Raw genomic sequence first — 15,538 nt, 5'->3', positions numbered from 1 at the left:
CTGTAGGCGCCGGCTTTGCCGGCGAACCGGCGCCGCACCTCAGACGATAAAGCGCGTGACCAGCGTGGTCAGTTGCGTGGCCAACTGCGACAGCGCATGGCTGGCGACGCGGGTCTGCTCGGCGCCCGCCGCCGAGCGGCCCGACAATTCACGAATGTTCAGCAGGTTGCGATCCACCTCGCGGGCCACCTGGGCCTGCTCCTCTGCCGCGCTGGCAATCACCAGGTTGCGCTCGTTGATCTGGCCGATGGCCGTGTAGATGCCCTCCAGCACCTGGCCTGACGCCTGGGTGATGCCCAGCGTGGACTGCGCGCGGCCGGTACTGGCCTGCATCGAGTCCACCGCCGCCTGGGTGCCCTGTTGCACGCTGTTGATCATCTGCTCGATTTCCTGGGTCGATTGCTGCGTGCGGTAGGCCAGGGTCCTGACCTCATCGGCCACCACCGCAAACCCGCGCCCGGCCTCGCCGGCACGCGCCGCCTCGATGGCGGCATTGAGCGCCAGCAGGTTGGTCTGCTCCGACACCGAACGGATCACCTCCAGCACCGTGCCGATCTCGCGAATCTGCACAGCCAGCTGTTGCAGGCGCTCGCCGCTGATCGCCACTTCGCGAGCCATGGCCTGGGTGCCGTCGATGTTGTCGGCCACCTGCTGGCGGCTCTGTTCGGCCAAGGCATTGGAGGCACTGGCCGCCTGGGAGGTGGACACCGCATTGCGCGCCACTTCCTCGACCGCCGTGGTCATCTCGGTAATCGCCGTGGCGGCCTGTTCCAGCTCCTGGTCCTGCTGGCGCAGGCTCTGGGTGCTCTGCTCGGTCACGCTGTCCAGGGCCTGGGCGGCGCTGGACAGCTGCGTGGCGCAGGCGGTGATCTGCCCCAGGGTATCGCGCTGGCTGTGCTGCATGCGTTCCAGTTCGGCGAACAGCTGGCCGATCTCGTTGTGGCTGCGTACCGTCACCGGCACGCTCAGGTCGCCCCCGGCAATGCGCTGAAAATGCACGCCGGCCTCGCGCAGCGGGCGCAGCACACGGGCGACGATAAAGGCCCAGCACACGGCGGCCAGCACCAGGGTCAACAGCCCCAGCAGCACGCTCAGCCACTGGGCCGTGGCCAGGCGCTGGTCGGACTCGGCCATGATCTGCCGGCTGCGCTCGGCCAGGGCTGCCACCAGTTGCTGGCGCAGCGCCTGCAGGGCACGCATGGCGTTGCCGGCATCCACGTTGACGGTGAAGTAGTCGTCCAGCGAGCCCTTGAGCGTGGCGGCGCGCTGCCCGGCCACGGCGTTGGCGTAGTCGGCGAAGGTGCGCTGCAGGTCCTGGGCCAGGGCCTTTTGCGCCGGCTCATGGGTGTTGGTGACGAAGGCGTCGACCAGCGCCTGGCTGTCGCCCAGCAGCTTTTGCGACATGGCCAGGCGCGCCTTGGCACTGTCGAGGTGGCCGCCTTGCTGCTCGATAAAGCCCGACGACACGTTGGCACTGGCGCGAATCGCCATCAGCAGCGCGTTGTTGAGGCGGTCGGACTGCTGGGCGGTCTGGTCCAGCTCGTTGATCTGCGCGTCGCTGCCCACCGCCGCCCGCCAGGCGCTGACGGTGGAAAACAGCAGGGTGGCGCTGAACAGCAGCAGCACCCAGAACATTCCGGTGCGGATCTTGAGGTCGGCAAGCATGCGGGCATTACTCCTGGCAGTAAAAAATACCCCCACTCTGTGCGGTGGGTAGGCTGCTATCGGAGGCGCGGCGCATGACTTTAGGGGGCGACGACGGGTTCTGTTCGATTACCGCACAGCCTTTGTTTCAGCGGCCCTCGTGCTGGCGGCGGTAGGCGCCGGGCTGCACGCCGATGGCCTTGCCGAACGCCCGGGTGAAGGCGGCGATGGACTGGTAGCCCACCGCTGCGCAGACCTGCTCGACGGTGTTGTTGGCCTTGAGCAACTGGCAGGCGTGACGCATGCGCAGCGCCAGCAGCACCTGGCCCGGCGACTGGCCGGCCAGCTCGTTGAAACGCTTGAAGAAGGCCGAGCGCGACAGCCCTGTGCAGGCGGCCATGCTCTCCAGCGACCAGGGCTGTTCGGGGTGTTCGATCAACTGCTCCAGCAGCGGGGCGAACGCCGGGTGACGGGCCAGGGCGACCAGGCCGCCAAGGTCCTGGTTGTCGCTCACCTGCTGGCGCAGCACGTACAAGAACAGCAACTGGCTCAGGCGCTCCAGCAGGGTGGAGGAGGGTGCGGGGGTGCGCTGGCATTCCTCCAGGATCAGCTCGAACAGCGCCCGCGCCGCCTGCAGCGACGGGTCGCCGGTGCGCAGGATGATCCAGTCGGCCAGCGACTCGGCCATCAGCGACGACAGCCCCGGCTGAAAGTGAAAGAACCCGCACACCAGCCCCACGCCATCCGCCGCCTGGCTGTCGAGTGCCTGCATCGGGATGCGCGGCTGGCAGCGCGCGGTGTCGCTGTCGGCGCTGTCGGACAGGCGATAGGGCAGGTCGCGCAGCAGGAACACCGCCTCGCCGGCCTCCAGCCGCTGCGGCTCGGGCTGGCCGTCGATGTGCAGCCAGCAGTGGCCCTGCACCACCACATGAAAGCTGGCCCGGGCCAGGCCCTGGGTGCTGGCGTGCCAGCCACCGCAGTAGCGCCCCACATGGAACAAGCTGGCGTCCAGTTCCAGACGCTCTAATAACCAATCGACCAAAACGCTGGAAGAAATCATCTAATGGAAACACTCTGGAGCAAGTAATCGCGACTGTAGAATATGGATCGGTTTTCTTATAACCAACAGACTTGGCGAACACCTTCAGTATGCAGGAGACCACGCCATGTCACGCATCACTCTACACACCGTGCAAAGCGCCCCGGAAGCCGCGCGCCCGTTCCTGGAGAACGCGCAGAAGAATTCCGGCTTCATTCCCAACCTGCTGGGCGTGCTGGCCAACGCGCCGGCCGCGCTGGAAACCTATGTGACGGTTTCGGCGCTCAATGGCAAGACCGAGCTGAGCCTGGCCGAGCGCGAAGTGGTGCAGCTCATTGCCGCCACCCAGCACGGCTGCGACTTCTGCGTGGCCGGCCATACGGCGGTGGCGCTGAACAAGGCCAAGCTGCCCGAAGAAGTGGTGCAGGCCCTGCGTGCGCGCGGCGAGTTACCATCGCCCAGGCTCGAAACCCTGGCCAAGTTTGCCCGCGAAGTGATTGCCACCCGTGGCAATGTGAGCGATGCCACCTACGCTGAGTTTCGCGAGGCCGGTTACACCGAAGGCCATGCCCTGGAAGTTATCCTGGGGGTGAGCCTGGCCACGCTGTGCAATTTCGCCAACGTGTTTGCGCGCACGCCGCTCAATGACGAGCTGGCCAAGTACCGCTGGCAGGCCGACGCTCAGTGAGCCCCGTGGCGCCAGTGTGTGGCTGGCGCCCTGTTCTAAGGAGGAAAGAACATGCTTGATCCCGTATTGCAGCACTGGCTGGAGGCCAATGCCGAGGCGCTCGACCAGGGCCGGTGCGACCCGCAGCAGGTGCTGGGGCAACTGGCCGCAGCCAAGGTGCTGGGTGTGGGTGTGGACCCGCGTCAGGGCGGCAGCGGCGCCAGTGTGGCCGACGCCGTGGAAACCGTGGCCAGCGTTGCCAGCTATTCGCTGGCCGCCGCCTTCGTGTTCTGGGGCCAGCGGGCCTTTATCGAATACCTGCTGCACAGCCCCAACAGCGCCCTGCGCGAGCGCCTGCTGCCGTCGTTGCTCAGCGGTGAGCTGGCCGGTGCCACCGGGCTCTCCAACGCAATGAAGTTTCTGTCCGGCATCGAGTCGCTGCAGGTCAGCGCCACGGCGCGCGGCGAGCAGGGCTGGGCGCTCAACGGGCGCCTGCACTGGGTCACCAACCTGCGCAAGGGCGGCTTCGTGGTGGCGGCCGCCATCGACCGCGCCGAAGGCGGTGCACCGTTCGTGGTGGCGATCCCCGACGGCATCGCGGGGGTGCAGCGCTCCCCCGACCTGCAACTGATGGGCCTGCAGTCGAGCAATACCGCCGCGCTGGATTTCGATCAGGTGGCCCTGGGCCGCGACTGGCTGCTGCATGAGGATGCCCGGCAGTTCCTGCCGGCGGTGCGCCCGGCGTTCCTGGGCCTGCAGTGCGGCATGGCCATCGGCCTGGCGCGGCGCGCCTTGCAGGAAGCGCAGGGGCATCTGCAGGGGGTGCGTTCGGTGCTGGCGCAAACCCTCGAGGCGCAGCGCGAGCTGCTGGCCGATGTGGTGAGCGAGCTCAAGGCCGGCCTGCTCGACGGGCGCTTCCTGGGCAACCCGGCGTCGCTGTTCAAGGTGCGCATCAGCCTGGCCGAGATTGTTGGCGAGGCGCTGCAACTGGAGCTGCAGGCCAGCGGCGGCAAGGCCTACCTGAGCGAGTACGGCGCAGGCTTTGCGCGGCGCTGGCGCGAGTCGGCGTTCGTGCCGATCGTGACCCCGAGCCTGGTGCAACTGCGCGCCGAGCTGCAACGCCAGGCACGCGCAGCATGAGCAAGGTGGTACTGCAGGCCCGCGGTATCAGCCTGGGCTACGCCCGCGAACAGGGCTGGCAAACCCTGCTCGAAGGCTTCGACCTGGACCTGGCGCCGGGCGAAGTGGTGTCGATCCTGGGCCCCAGCGGGGTGGGCAAGTCCAGCCTGCTGCGGGTACTGGCCGGCTTGCAGGCGGCGCGCGATGGTCGCGTGAGCCTGCTCGGCGAGCCGCTGGACGGCCCGCATCCACGGGTGGCGGTGGCGTTCCAGGACCCCAGCCTGCTGCCCTGGCTGAGCCTGGAAAGCAACGTCGCCTTCGGCCTGGATTTCGCTCGCCAGCCGCGTTTGGCCAAGGCCGAGCGCGAGGCGCGCATCGACCATGCGATCGCCGCCGTGGGCCTGCAGCATGCACGCCAGCATTACCCGGCGCAGTTGTCCGGCGGCATGGCCCAGCGCACCGCGCTGGCGCGCTGCCTGGCGCGCCAGCCCCATGTACTGCTGCTGGACGAGCCCTTTGGCGCGCTGGACGAAGTGACCCGCGCCGACATGCAGCAACTGCTGCTGAGCGTGATCGCCGAACACGGCACCGCTGCGGTGCTGATCACCCACGATATCGACGAGGCCCTGCTGTTGTCCGACCGCATCCTGCTACTGGGCGACCACCCGGCGCGGACCCTCGGCCAATGGCCCATCGACCTGGCGCACCCGCGTGAGCAGCAGGTCGAGGCACTGGGCGCGTTGCGCATCGAGATTCTCAAGACCCTTCGGCGGGCGAGCCGCACCCACACTTCCCCAACCGATTCTTTGCCTACGCCGTCGGAGACTGCCCATGTGCCTGGACGACTTCACCCACACTCGTCGTGATTTTCTCAAACTCAGCGCGGTGCTCAGTGCCGCCGGTGCGATGCCGCTGCTGAGCAGCCTGCAGGCGCGTGCCGCCGCCGAGCCGGATGCGCCGGTGCGCATCGGCTACCTGCCGATCACCGACGCCACGCCGTTGCTGGTGGCGCACAACAACGGCCTGTTCGACGCCGAGGGCATCAAGGCCGAGCGCCCGGTGCTGCTGCGCAGCTGGGCGCAGGTGATCGAGGCGTTCATTTCCGGGCAGGTCAACGTGATCCACCTGCTGTCGCCGATGACCGTATGGGCGCGTTACGGCAGCAAGGTGCCGGCCAAGGTGGTGGCCTGGAACCACGTGGGCGGCTCGGGGCTGACCGTGGCCCCGGACATCACCGAGGTGAAGCAGCTGGGCGGCAAGACGGTGGCGATCCCGTTCTGGTACTCCATTCACAACGTGGTGGTGCAGCAACTGTTCCGTGATAACGGCTTGCAGCCGGTGTCGCGGGCGGCGACGGCTGCGGTGGCGGCCAACGAGGTCAACCTGGTGGTACTGCCGCCTTCGGACATGCCGCCGGCGTTGGCCAGCAAGCGCATTGCCGGCTACATCGTCGCCGAGCCGTTCAATGCCCTGGCCGAGGAACTCAAGGTCGGGCGCGTGCAGCGCTTTACCGGCGACGTGTGGCGCAACCATGCATGCTGCGTGGTGTTCATGCACGAGCACGACCTGAACAATCGCCCCGAGTGGTCGCAGAAGGTGGTCAACGCCATCGTCAAGGCCCAGCTGTGGACCCGCGACCACCGCGCCGAGGCGGCGCAGATTCTGTCCAAGAGCGGTGCCAACCGCTACACCCCGCATGCCCCCGAGGTGCTGGGCCGGGTGCTCACGCCGGCTGCCGACAGCCGCGAACAGTATGTGCAGAGCGGGGCGATCCGGCATGCGCAGTGGGACGAGCAGCGCATCGACTTCCAGCCGTACCCGTTCCCCAGCTACACCGAGGAACTGGTGCGCCGCCTCAAGGACACCCTGATCGAAGGCGACAAGGGCTTCCTGGCCGCACTGGACCCGCAACAGACCGCCCGCGACCTGGTGGATGACCGCTTCGTGCGCAACGCCATCGGTGCCGTTGGCGGGCTCAAGGCCTTCGGCTTGCCCGACAGCTTCGAGCGCAGCGAGGAGTTCGCGGTCTGATGGTCAAGCCAGTCAAACACGCGGCCCTGGGTATCGCCGGGCTGCTGGTGCTGTTGTTGCTGTGGTGGGGTGGGATCGTGCTGTTCGGCGGTGACGGGCTGGCCTTGCGGTTTGCGCCGCAGGCCACCTTTGCCAGCCTGCTGGAGCTTTTGGGGCATGCCGAGCTGTACGAGCATGTGGCGGTGAGCCTCAAGCGCATTCTGGTGGGGTTGGTGCTGGCGTTGCTGGTGGGCGTGCCGCTGGGTTTGCTGGTGGGCAGCTACCGGCGCCTGGACGCGGCGACCACCCCGGCGTTCCAGTTCCTGCGCATGATCTCGCCGCTGTCGTGGATGCCGGTGGTGGTGATGCTGATGGGGGTGGGTGATGCGCCGATCTACTTCCTGCTGGCGTTTGCCGCGTTGTGGCCGATCTTGCTCAACACGGCGGCGGGTGTGCGTCAGCTCGACCCGCGCTGGTTGCAGTTGAGCCGCAGCCTGAGCGCCACGCGCTGGGAGACCTTGCGCAAGGTGATCCTGCCGGGGGTGGTGGGGCATGTGCTGACCGGCGTGCGGCTGGCCATCGGCATATTGTGGATCGTGCTGGTGCCGTGCGAGATGCTCGGGGTGAGTGCGGGGCTGGGGTATTTCATTCTGGATACCCGCGACCGGCTGGCGTACTCGGAGCTGATGGCGATGGTGCTGGTGATCGGGGTGCTGGGCTTCATGCTGGATGCACTGGCGCGAGGGCTGCATCGGCGCTGGGTGCATGGGTGAGGGGCTGACCCCTTCGCCGGCAAGGCCGGCTCCTGCATTGGCTCCAGGTCGTGGGGGCAGCCCGGCACCTCACACCGAACACGCCCGCCGATACTCCCCCGGCGTCACGCCGTACGCCTGCTTGAATTGCCGGTTCAGATGACTCTGGTCCGAATACCCCAGCGCAAACGCAACGTTGAACGGCAGGCAATCAGCCTTGAGCAGTTCCCGCGCACGGCTCAGCCGGCGCTGCTTGAGCCAGGCATGCGGCGGCAGGCCGGTAGCCTGGCGAAACACCCGGGCAAAATGAAACGGCGACAACCCCACCGCAACCGCCAACTCCTCCAGCGACGGCGGGTAGGCCAGCCGGCTTTCCATCAGCTCCTTGGCCCTGGCCACCGACTGCGGCTCCTGCCCCGGTGCCCGCGCCTCGCGCGCCCCGGCATGACGCTGCACCAGCAGCAACACCGCCTCGCGCCACGCGGTCTGCTGCTCCAGCGCACTGGCGCCATGCTCGGCCAGGCTGTGCAAGCCACTGAAGGCACGCGCCAGCTGCGGGTCGTGCAGCACGCTGGCCTTGAAAATGGGCAGGCCGCCGCGCTTGAGCTCCAGCTCGTCCAGCACCGAGGTGATGCGCTCCTGCTCGGGGTAGTAGCCACGGTAGCGCCAGCCATGGGCATGCGCCTTGGCACCGGTGTGCAGCTCGTCCGGGTTGATCAGCACCATGCTGCCCTCGGGCGCCAGGTGCTCGCTGCCACGGTGCCAGAAGCGCTGTGCACCGGACTCGATGATGGTGATCACGTAGCCTTCGTGCACATGCGGGGCGAAGCGCTGCTGCACGTAGCGCGCATGCAGCATCTCGATGTCGCCCAGCGCCTGGGCCTGCCACAGGCGGGTCTGTTCACGCAGCACGGTTTTCATGGGGCGCCGTTCAACCACCAGCGCAGCACGAAGAACAACCCCATGCTCAGCAACATGCTCAGCAGCACGCTGCGGGTCCACAGCACCAGCACGACGGCCACGACCGCGCCCAGCAGGTAGGGGTTGGCCAGGCTCAGGTCGAGCTGGTGGTCAGGCATGAACACGATCGGCCCGCAGATGGCGGTGAGCATGCCCGGCACGGCAAACCCCAGGAACTGCCGCGCATTGGAACTCAGGCGCAACGGCAGGCGGGGTTCGAGAAAGGCGTAGCGGTTGAGAAACACCAGCAGGCCCATGGCAACGATCAGCAGCATGATCATGTGCGTGCTCCGGTCAGTTTCTGGCAGATGAAGCCTGCGCTCATGCCCAGCAGCCCGGCCAGCACCAGCGCGGTTTCCCAGTGCCAGTAGCTGAACAGCACCGAGCTGAACAGGGCCACGGCCACGCACACCACCGTGGCCAGGTTGCGTACCAGCGGCGCGATCAGCGCCACGAAGGTGGCGACGATGGAGAAATCCAGGCCCAGCTGGTCCAGGTGCGGGATGTTGCGCCCCAGCACGATGCCGGCCAGGGTGAACAGGTTCCAGGCAATGTAGAAGGTCAGGCCCACGCCCAGCGCGTACCAGCGGTTGAACTGCTGGCGGTCGTACTGGCTGGTGAGGGCGAAGAATTCGTCGGTCAGCAGAAAGCCCAGGCCCAGCCGCCAGCGCAGCGGCAGGTCGGCGATCACCGGGCGCATCGACAGGCCGTACAGCAGGTGCTGGGAGGTCAGCAGCAGGGTGGTGAGCAGGATCGAGAACAGGTTGGCGCCGCCCTTGAGCATGCCAATGGCCACCAGTTGCGCGGCGCCGGCGAACACGATGGCCGACAGGCCCTGGCCTTCGAGCGGGGTGAGGTTGGCCTCGATGGCCATGGAACCGGCCAGCAGCCCCCAGGGGGCCACCGCCAGCGACAGCGGCAGGCAGGCGATCGAGCCTTGGATGTAGGCAGTGCGGGCAACGGCAGAACGGGACATGACAACACACGCTTGGGGTCGGTTGCACAGGATGCCAGAGCCGTGGGCGCTTGCCTTGTACGATCTTGCGGTGCCCGCGTACTTCAGCGCTGGCTGGTGAGGCGTCGCTGCGCCGGCAGGCAGCCATTGATGTCGACGGCCTTCTGGTAGTAGGTAAGGCGCTGGCCCGGGTCGATGGTGCCTAGCAGGCGGTAGACCTCGGCCTGGAAGTCACGCTGGCGCCCCCACTGCATGTTCAGCCCCTGGGGCTGCTGGCGATTGCATTCCAGGCGCACCGCCGGCTGCGGGTAATAGGGGGCGTACAGGGTGTTGTTCAGCGGTATGCGTTCCAGCGCCTGGCGGTAGTCGGCGCTGTCGCTGAAGGCCGGGCACCAGGTGGTGATGCCCAGGGCGGCCGGGGCGAAGCCCTGGCGAATGCTGGCTTCGAGCAGCGGGCAGGCGGACCTGGCGATGTCGTTCTGCGGCAGGTAGGTGATGTAGAACAGCGCCAGGCGGTACTGCGCCACCGGGTGGTCGAGTTCGGCCGCCTTGCGCAGCAGCGCCACCGCCGGTTCCAGGATGCGCCCCAGCGCCTCGACCTCGCCGATCAGCTCCTGGTCGCCGGGCTCGGGGGTCAGTGGCAGGGCACGGCTGCGGGCATCGGCCTGCTCCAGAAACGGCAGGGCCTGGCGGTACAGCAGGTCGGCGTGGGGGTCGATGCGCACCTCATCGGCCAGGGCCAGGGCGGGCAGCAGACAGAGCAGGCTGATGTAGCGACAGGCAGAAAACACGTTAACGTTCCATCCGCGAAAAAAGGGCAGCGCTGTTCATGTCGGTATCCGGCTATCCATGGTTGGGTGGGGCTCCTGGGTCGGCATTCTAGCGGTTGGCGGCACCGGGGCAAACAGCCGTTGCTCCATGAAGTCGATGAATACCCGCAGCTTGGGCGACATCTGTCGCCCCGATGGCCACAACAGGTACAGACAACCGCCGTGGTCCAGGTGTTCATCCAGTACCGTCACCAGTTCGCCGCGTTCCAGTTGCTGGGTGATGGTGAAGTCCGGCAGGCAGGCGATACCGTGGCCGCGCATGGCAAAGCAGATGCGTGTTTCCAGGTGGTTGCACACCATCGACACCGGCACCTCGTGGTCGGCGCCGTTGTCGGCGCGGCGCAGTGGCCAGCGCTGGAGTTTGCCGGTGGTCAGGAAGCGGTAGTGCAGCCCGGCGTGAAGGGCCAGCTCGCGGGGATGGCGCGGCGTGCCGTGCTCGGCGAAGTAGGCCGGCGAGCCCACCAGCACATGCCGGAAGTCGCCCAGGCGGCGGGCATTGAGACGCGAATCGGAGGGTTCGCCGGCCCGCAGTACCACGTCGAAACCTTCGCCGACGATATCCACCATGCGGTCGCTGAAGTCCAGGTCCAGTTCGATCTGCGGGTACTGCCCGATGAAGTCGCTGAGCAGCGGCACGATCATGCTGCTGACCTGGGGCAGGCTCACCCGCAGCTTGCCGCGCGGGGCCTGGCTGGCCTGGGACAGCTCGGCTTCGGTGGCTTCGATTTCGGCCAGGATGCGCCGGCTGCGCTCCAGAAACAGCGCGCCCTCGGCAGTGAGGGTGATGCTGCGGGTGCTGCGGTGGAACAGGCGTACCGCCAGCCGGCTCTCCAGCCGCGCCACGCGCTTGCCCACCGCCGAGGCGCTGACCCCCAGGGCCTTGCCGGCGGCCACGAAACTGCGGGTTTCGGCCACTTTCACAAACACCACGAAGCCGCTGAGGCTGTCCATGGTCGTTCTCCGATTGCGGACAGGTGTGTCCGGATTGTGCGGAATTCTACCCGTCTTTTTCCGCAGTGGCGGGAAGGATTACCGTGCAGTCACTTTTTTATTTCAGGAGTTTGCACCATGTCCCAGAGCAGTTGCCCGGCCCAGGCCGCAGCAGGGGTGGAGGCCGAACCGGCGTTCCCGTTGTCCGGCCTGCTGGCGTTGTCGATGGCCGGCTTCATCGCGATTCTCACCGAGACCCTGCCGGCCGGCCTGCTGGGGCACATCGCCAGCGGCCTGCAGGTCAGCGAGGCGATGGCCGGGCAACTGGTCACGGCCTATGCGCTGGGCTCGCTGCTGGCGGCGATCCCGCTGGTGACCCTGACCCAGGGCTGGCGCCGACGCAGGGTGCTGATGCTGGCGGTGCTCGGCTTCGGGGTGTTCAACACGGTGACGGCGGTGTCCGAGCACTACACCCTGACCCTGGCGGCGCGCTTCATGTGCGGGGTGGCGGCCGGCCTGGCGTGGGGCGTGATCGCCGGGTACGCACGGCGCATGGTCAGCGTGAGCCAGCAGGGCCGGGCGATGGCGGTGGCCATGATCGGCGCGCCCCTGGCGCTGTCGCTGGGGGTGCCGGCGGGCACCTGGCTGGGCGACCTGCTGGGCTGGCGCAGCACCTTCGTGCTGGTGTCGCTGGCGACCCTGGTGCTGATGGGCTGGGTGCTGCTCAGCGTGCCGGACTTCGACGGCCTGCCGGCCGGCAGGCGTGCCGCCATCGGCCAGGTGCTGGCCACCCCCGGGGTGAGCGCGGTGCTGGCGGTGATCTTCACCTGGGTGCTGGCGCACAACGTGCTGTACACCTACATCGTGCCGTTTCTGCAGGCCGGCGGCATGGCCGGCAGCACCGGCCCGGTACTGCTGCTGTTCGGCTGCGCCGCGCTGGTGGGGATTGGCGTGGTGGGCGTGCTGATCGACCGCCACCTGCGCCGGCTGGTGCTGGGCAGCCTGGTCGGTTTCGGCGTGGCGTCGGTGCTGCTGGGCCTGGCTACCGGTGCGCCGCTGCTGGTGTACTTCAGTGTGGCGCTGTGGGGCCTGAGCTTCGGCGGCGCCGGCACCCTGCTGCAGACCGCCAGTGCCGATGCGGCGGGCGAGGGCGCGGACGTGGCGCAGTCGATGATCGTCACCGTGTGGAACCTGGCCATCGCCGTGGCCGGGCTGGTGGGCGGCGTGCTGCTGAGCCACTGGGGCGTGCAGAGTTTCCCGTGGCTGCTGCTGGCGCTGGTGGGGCTGGCGTTGACCCTGACCCTGCGTTCGCACCGGCACGGTTTTCCGCTGGGGCGGCGCAATGCCGGGTAAGCCCGGCACTATCAGGTAGAATCGGCGCATTGACAGGGGTACGAGGTTGCAGCGGTGGAGGTTCAACAGGGCTTTGTCCTGACCCGGCACTGGCGGGATACGCCAGAGGGCACATGCGTGGAGTTCTGGCTGGCGACCGACCAGGGCCCGCGCCAGTTGCGCCTGCCCGTGCAGACGTCGGTGGCGTTCGTCGCCGCCACCCAGCGTGCCCATGTCGAGGCGGTGCTGCGCACCGAACGCGACGTCGAGCTGCGCGAGCTGGCGCTGTGCGACTTCCGCCACCGACCGGTGCTGGGCCTGTACTGCCGCCAGCATCGCCAGCTGATGCAGCTGGAAAAACGCCTGCGCGCCGCGGGCGTCGACCTGCTGGAAGCCGACATCCGCCCGCCCGAGCGCTACCTGATGGAGCGCTTCATCACTGCCCCGGTGACGTTCAGCGGCCGCCCCGATGCCGACGGCCTGCTGCTCGACGCCCAGCTCAAGCCGGCCCCGGACTACCGGCCGAACCTGCGCCTGGTGTCGCTGGACATCGAGACCACCGAGCGCGGCGAGCTGTACTCGATTGCCCTGGAAGGTTGTGGCCAGCGCCAGGTGTACATGCTCGGCCCGGCCAACGGCGACGCCAGTGGCGTGGACTTCGACCTGGAGTACTGCGCCAGCCGTGCCCAGCTGCTGGAGCGCCTGAACGACTGGATGGCCCGGCACGACCCCGACGCGATCATCGGCTGGAACCTGGTGCAGTTCGACCTGCGCGTGCTGCACGCCCATGCCCAGCAGTTGCAGGTGCCGCTGCGCCTGGGGCGCGGCGGCGAGGTGATGGAATGGCGCGAGCACGGCAGCCGCACGCACTTTTTTGCCGCCGCTGCCGGGCGCCTGATCATCGACGGCATCGAGGCGCTGCGGTCGGCGACCTGGAGCTTCCCCTCGTTCAGCCTGGAGAACGTCGCCCAGACCCTGCTCGGCGAAGGCAAGGCCATCGATACGCCGTACCAGCGCATGGACGAAATCAACCGCATGTTCGCCGAGGACAAGCCGGCCCTGGCGCGCTACAACCTCAAGGACTGCGAGCTGGTCACGCGCATCTTCGCCAGGACCGAGCTGCTGACCTTTCTGCTCGAACGCGCCACGGTCACCGGCCTGCCGGCCGACCGCAGCGGCGGTTCGGTGGCGGCGTTCTGTCACCTGTACATACCGCTGATGCACCGCCAGGGCTTTGTCGCCCCAAGCCTGGGCGGGCGCCCGGACGAGGCCAGCCCCGGCGGCTTCGTGATGGATTCGCGCCCCGGCCTGTACGAGTCGGTGCTGGTGCTGGACTACAAGAGCCTGTACCCGTCGATCATCCGCACCTTCCTGATCGACCCCATCGGCCTGGTCGAGGGCCTGCGCGAGCCGGATGACGAACACTCGGTGCCGGGTTTTCGCGGCGCACGCTTCTCGCGCACCCGGCATTGCCTGCCGGCCATCGTCGAGCGCGTGTGGCAGGGCCGCGAGCAGGCCAAGCGCGAGCACAATGCGCCGCTGTCGCAGGCGCTGAAGATCATCATGAACGCCTTCTACGGGGTGCTTGGCTCCAGTGGCTGCCGCTTTTTCGACCCGCGCCTGGCGTCGTCGATCACAATGCGCGGGCACGCGATCATGCGCCGCACCCGCGAGCTGATCGAGGCCCAGGGCTACACGGTGATCTACGGCGATACCGACTCGACCTTCGTGTGGCTCAAGCGGGCCCATGACGAGGCGCAGGCCGGGGAGATCGGGCGTGCCCTGGTGCAGCAGGTCAACCAGTGGTGGCGCGAGCACCTGCGCGATGAGTACGGCCTGGACAGTGCGCTGGAGCTGCAGTACGAAACCCACTACAAGCGCTTTCTGATGCCCACCATCCGCGGTGCCGAGGAGGGCAGCAAGAAGCGCTATGCGGGCCTGGTGCACCGCGAGGGCGGGCCCGACGAGATGGTCTACAAGGGCCTGGAGGCCGTGCGCACCGACTGGTCGCCGCTGGCCCAGCACTTTCAGCAGGAGCTGTACCAGCGCATTTTCGAGCGCAGGCCGCACCAGGCCTATGTGAAGGACTACGTGCAGCGCACCCTGGCCGGGGAGCTGGACGATCAACTGGTCTACCGCAAACGCCTGCGCCGGCCCCTGGACGACTACCAGCGCAACGTGCCGCCGCATGTGCGGGCGGCGCGCATGGCCGACGAGTTCAACGACAGCCAGGGGCGGCCACGCCAGTACCAGAATGGCGGGTGGATCAGCTACGTGATGACCCTGGCCGGGCCCGAGCCTTTGGAAAACCGGCGCAACGGCATCGACTACGAGCATTACCTGACCCGGCAACTGCAGCCGGTGGCCGATGCGATACTGCCGTTTGTGGGGGATGACTTCAGCACCCTGATCGATCGGCAGATGGGGTTGTTCTGATGGGGCTGTTGCGCCCCTGCACACCACCATTGAGCGAACCTGCAGGAGCCGGCCTGGCCGGCGAAGGGGCCAGTGGCCCGACACATCCCTGACCTTCAGCTATCCTCTGCACATGCACAGCTACCCTTGAAACCGAAAGTTACTTTTGTAAACGTCCACACACGCGGGCAGTCGTTTAGGCTCGCTCGGATCTTTCGCTTTGATCTGTAGTCTTTGGTGCATGGAAACAAGAAGGAGATGCACATGCTTGTTCGGTCACTGACCTTCGCCACCCTGCTGGCAGTCGCCAGCCCGCTGCTCGCCGACGACGCGCCCCTGGCCGTTGACCTGGGCAAGTCCAGACCCCTGATCGTGATTGCCCCCAGCACCGCCGACCCGACCTTGCGCACCCTGAACGAGGCCCTCAAGGACCCGGCGACCAAGAGCAAGTTCGAGGAGCGCAACCTGGTGCTCTACAGCGTGGCGGGCATGGTCGGCAAGCGTGACGACAAGAACCTCGAGCAGCAGACCACCATGGCGCTGATTCGCGAACTCAGCCTGGGCGCGCGCAAGGGCACCCAGGTGGTGCTGGTGGGCAAGGACGGCGAGAAGCACATCATCGAGCATGACGGCACGGTGGAGCCGGAGCAGATCTTCGCGGCGGTCGACCAGTTGCCGGCCAGCGAAAAGGCCATTGTGGCGCCGACGGTCGCAGCGCCCGCCGCCGAGCCTGCGCCAGAGGGCAAGCCGGGCAAGCATGCCAAACCGGCCAAGCCCGCCAAGCCGCCCAAGCCGCTGGAAGACTGAGACACCCCTTCGCCGGCAAGGCCGGCGCCTACAGGTTCAGCGCTACGCCTGTAGGCGTCGGCCTTGCCGGCCAAGCAC

The 15,538-nt window shown here is 67.6% G+C and carries 15 protein-coding genes; 8 read left to right on the top strand and 7 right to left on the bottom strand.

The features are described 5' to 3' along the window. Positions 1 to 39: 39 nt before the first annotated feature. The gene (locus tag QMX96_RS20530; protein WP_282362305.1) at positions 40 to 1,665 is read right to left on the bottom strand and encodes a methyl-accepting chemotaxis protein; all 1,626 of its coding nucleotides are present in this window, start codon (positions 1,663 to 1,665) and stop codon (positions 40 to 42) included. Positions 1,666 to 1,792: 127 nt separating this feature from the next. Beyond that, positions 1,793 to 2,704, bottom strand: coding sequence for an AraC family transcriptional regulator (locus QMX96_RS20525; RefSeq protein WP_043860183.1), 912 nt, complete (start codon positions 2,702 to 2,704; stop codon positions 1,793 to 1,795). 106 nt (positions 2,705 to 2,810) lie between these two features. Here QMX96_RS20525 and QMX96_RS20520 point away from each other — a divergent pair, with 106 nt between their 5' ends. From QMX96_RS20520 to QMX96_RS20500, 5 genes are read left to right on the top strand one after another with little or no spacing between them, the layout of a single operon-like run. Next, positions 2,811 to 3,371 carry a carboxymuconolactone decarboxylase family protein gene (locus QMX96_RS20520; RefSeq protein ID WP_282362304.1) on the top strand — a complete coding sequence of 187 codons (561 nt, stop codon included), beginning with the start codon at positions 2,811 to 2,813 and terminating at the stop codon, positions 3,369 to 3,371. A 51-nt stretch (positions 3,372 to 3,422) separates the two neighbouring features. Next, positions 3,423 to 4,490, top strand: a complete 1,068-nt coding sequence (locus tag QMX96_RS20515) for an acyl-CoA dehydrogenase family protein (protein ID WP_058541149.1) — start codon at positions 3,423 to 3,425, stop codon at positions 4,488 to 4,490. Further along, positions 4,487 to 5,335: an ABC transporter ATP-binding protein gene (locus QMX96_RS20510; RefSeq protein ID WP_043860186.1), complete on the top strand. Its 849-nt coding sequence runs from the start codon at positions 4,487 to 4,489 to the stop codon at positions 5,333 to 5,335. Before QMX96_RS20515 ends, QMX96_RS20510 begins: the two co-directional genes overlap by 4 nt. Continuing rightward, positions 5,301 to 6,500, top strand: a complete 1,200-nt coding sequence (locus QMX96_RS20505) for an ABC transporter substrate-binding protein (RefSeq protein ID WP_282362303.1) — start codon at positions 5,301 to 5,303, stop codon at positions 6,498 to 6,500. Before QMX96_RS20510 ends, QMX96_RS20505 begins: the two co-directional genes overlap by 35 nt. Beyond that, positions 6,500 to 7,252 carry an ABC transporter permease gene (locus QMX96_RS20500; protein WP_054916072.1) on the top strand — a complete coding sequence of 251 codons (753 nt, stop codon included), beginning with the start codon at positions 6,500 to 6,502 and terminating at the stop codon, positions 7,250 to 7,252. The genes QMX96_RS20505 and QMX96_RS20500 overlap by 1 nt, the downstream gene beginning before the upstream one ends. A gap of 69 nt (positions 7,253 to 7,321) precedes the next feature. On the opposite strand, the gene QMX96_RS20495 is transcribed toward QMX96_RS20500, so the two are convergent. The 5 genes from QMX96_RS20495 to QMX96_RS20475 all read right to left on the bottom strand — a co-directional run bounded on the left by QMX96_RS20495 (position 7,322) and on the right by QMX96_RS20475 (position 10,927). Next, positions 7,322 to 8,152, bottom strand: a complete 831-nt coding sequence (locus tag QMX96_RS20495; RefSeq protein WP_054916071.1) for an AraC family transcriptional regulator — start codon at positions 8,150 to 8,152, stop codon at positions 7,322 to 7,324. Then, positions 8,149 to 8,472: an AzlD domain-containing protein gene (locus tag QMX96_RS20490; RefSeq protein ID WP_054916070.1), complete on the bottom strand. Its 324-nt coding sequence runs from the start codon at positions 8,470 to 8,472 to the stop codon at positions 8,149 to 8,151. The genes QMX96_RS20495 and QMX96_RS20490 overlap by 4 nt, the downstream gene beginning before the upstream one ends. Then, positions 8,469 to 9,167 (bottom strand): AzlC family ABC transporter permease, encoded by a 699-nt coding sequence (locus QMX96_RS20485; RefSeq protein ID WP_043860191.1) that lies wholly within the window; start codon positions 9,165 to 9,167, stop codon positions 8,469 to 8,471. The genes QMX96_RS20490 and QMX96_RS20485 overlap by 4 nt, the downstream gene beginning before the upstream one ends. An 83-nt stretch (positions 9,168 to 9,250) precedes the next feature. Next, the gene (locus QMX96_RS20480; protein WP_043860192.1) at positions 9,251 to 9,937 is read right to left on the bottom strand and encodes a hypothetical protein; all 687 of its coding nucleotides are present in this window, start codon (positions 9,935 to 9,937) and stop codon (positions 9,251 to 9,253) included. A gap of 36 nt (positions 9,938 to 9,973) precedes the next feature. Beyond that, positions 9,974 to 10,927 carry a LysR family transcriptional regulator gene (locus QMX96_RS20475; protein ID WP_282362302.1) on the bottom strand — a complete coding sequence of 318 codons (954 nt, stop codon included), beginning with the start codon at positions 10,925 to 10,927 and terminating at the stop codon, positions 9,974 to 9,976. A 117-nt stretch (positions 10,928 to 11,044) separates the two neighbouring features. Between QMX96_RS20475 and QMX96_RS20470 the strand changes: the two genes are divergently transcribed. The 3 genes from QMX96_RS20470 (at position 11,045) to QMX96_RS20460 (ending at position 15,460) form a co-directional block, all read left to right on the top strand. Beyond that, the gene (locus QMX96_RS20470; protein ID WP_282362301.1) at positions 11,045 to 12,259 is read left to right on the top strand and encodes an MFS transporter; all 1,215 of its coding nucleotides are present in this window, start codon (positions 11,045 to 11,047) and stop codon (positions 12,257 to 12,259) included. A 54-nt stretch (positions 12,260 to 12,313) separates the two neighbouring features. Next, on the top strand, positions 12,314 to 14,674 hold the full coding sequence (locus tag QMX96_RS20465; RefSeq protein WP_054916068.1) for a DNA polymerase II: 2,361 nt from the start codon (positions 12,314 to 12,316) through the stop codon (positions 14,672 to 14,674). Between the two features lie 243 nt (positions 14,675 to 14,917). Beyond that, positions 14,918 to 15,460 carry a DUF4174 domain-containing protein gene (locus tag QMX96_RS20460; protein ID WP_282362300.1) on the top strand — a complete coding sequence of 181 codons (543 nt, stop codon included), beginning with the start codon at positions 14,918 to 14,920 and terminating at the stop codon, positions 15,458 to 15,460. Positions 15,461 to 15,538: the final 78 nt, after the last annotated feature.

The sequence above is a fragment of the Pseudomonas sp. PS01300 genome (assembly GCF_029960155.1).
In the GTDB taxonomy this organism is placed as follows: Bacteria; Pseudomonadota; Gammaproteobacteria; order Pseudomonadales; family Pseudomonadaceae; genus Aquipseudomonas; species Aquipseudomonas palmensis.
The sequence above is the reverse complement of the archived record's forward strand: the minus strand, read 5'-3'. Positions and strand labels throughout refer to the sequence as shown.

What these genes read in the sequence shown, in the direction of transcription:
- QMX96_RS20510 (WP_043860186.1), top strand. Translation starts at nt 4,487, where the DNA reads ATGAGCAAGGTGGTACTGCAGGCCCGCGGTATCAGCCTGGGCTACGCC.
- QMX96_RS20470 (WP_282362301.1), top strand. Translation starts at nt 11,045, where the DNA reads ATGTCCCAGAGCAGTTGCCCGGCCCAGGCCGCAGCAGGGGTGGAGGCC.
- QMX96_RS20485 (WP_043860191.1), bottom strand. Translation starts at nt 9,167, where the DNA reads ATGTCCCGTTCTGCCGTTGCCCGCACTGCCTACATCCAAGGCTCGATC.
- QMX96_RS20460 (WP_282362300.1), top strand. Translation starts at nt 14,918, where the DNA reads ATGCTTGTTCGGTCACTGACCTTCGCCACCCTGCTGGCAGTCGCCAGC.
- QMX96_RS20525 (WP_043860183.1), bottom strand. Translation starts at nt 2,704, where the DNA reads ATGATTTCTTCCAGCGTTTTGGTCGATTGGTTATTAGAGCGTCTGGAA.
- QMX96_RS20490 (WP_054916070.1), bottom strand. Translation starts at nt 8,472, where the DNA reads ATGATCATGCTGCTGATCGTTGCCATGGGCCTGCTGGTGTTTCTCAAC.
- QMX96_RS20475 (WP_282362302.1), bottom strand. Translation starts at nt 10,927, where the DNA reads ATGGACAGCCTCAGCGGCTTCGTGGTGTTTGTGAAAGTGGCCGAAACC.
- QMX96_RS20505 (WP_282362303.1), top strand. Translation starts at nt 5,301, where the DNA reads ATGTGCCTGGACGACTTCACCCACACTCGTCGTGATTTTCTCAAACTC.
- QMX96_RS20515 (WP_058541149.1), top strand. Translation starts at nt 3,423, where the DNA reads ATGCTTGATCCCGTATTGCAGCACTGGCTGGAGGCCAATGCCGAGGCG.
- QMX96_RS20495 (WP_054916071.1), bottom strand. Translation starts at nt 8,152, where the DNA reads ATGAAAACCGTGCTGCGTGAACAGACCCGCCTGTGGCAGGCCCAGGCG.
- QMX96_RS20500 (WP_054916072.1), top strand. Translation starts at nt 6,500, where the DNA reads ATGGTCAAGCCAGTCAAACACGCGGCCCTGGGTATCGCCGGGCTGCTG.
- QMX96_RS20530 (WP_282362305.1), bottom strand. Translation starts at nt 1,665, where the DNA reads ATGCTTGCCGACCTCAAGATCCGCACCGGAATGTTCTGGGTGCTGCTG.
- QMX96_RS20520 (WP_282362304.1), top strand. Translation starts at nt 2,811, where the DNA reads ATGTCACGCATCACTCTACACACCGTGCAAAGCGCCCCGGAAGCCGCG.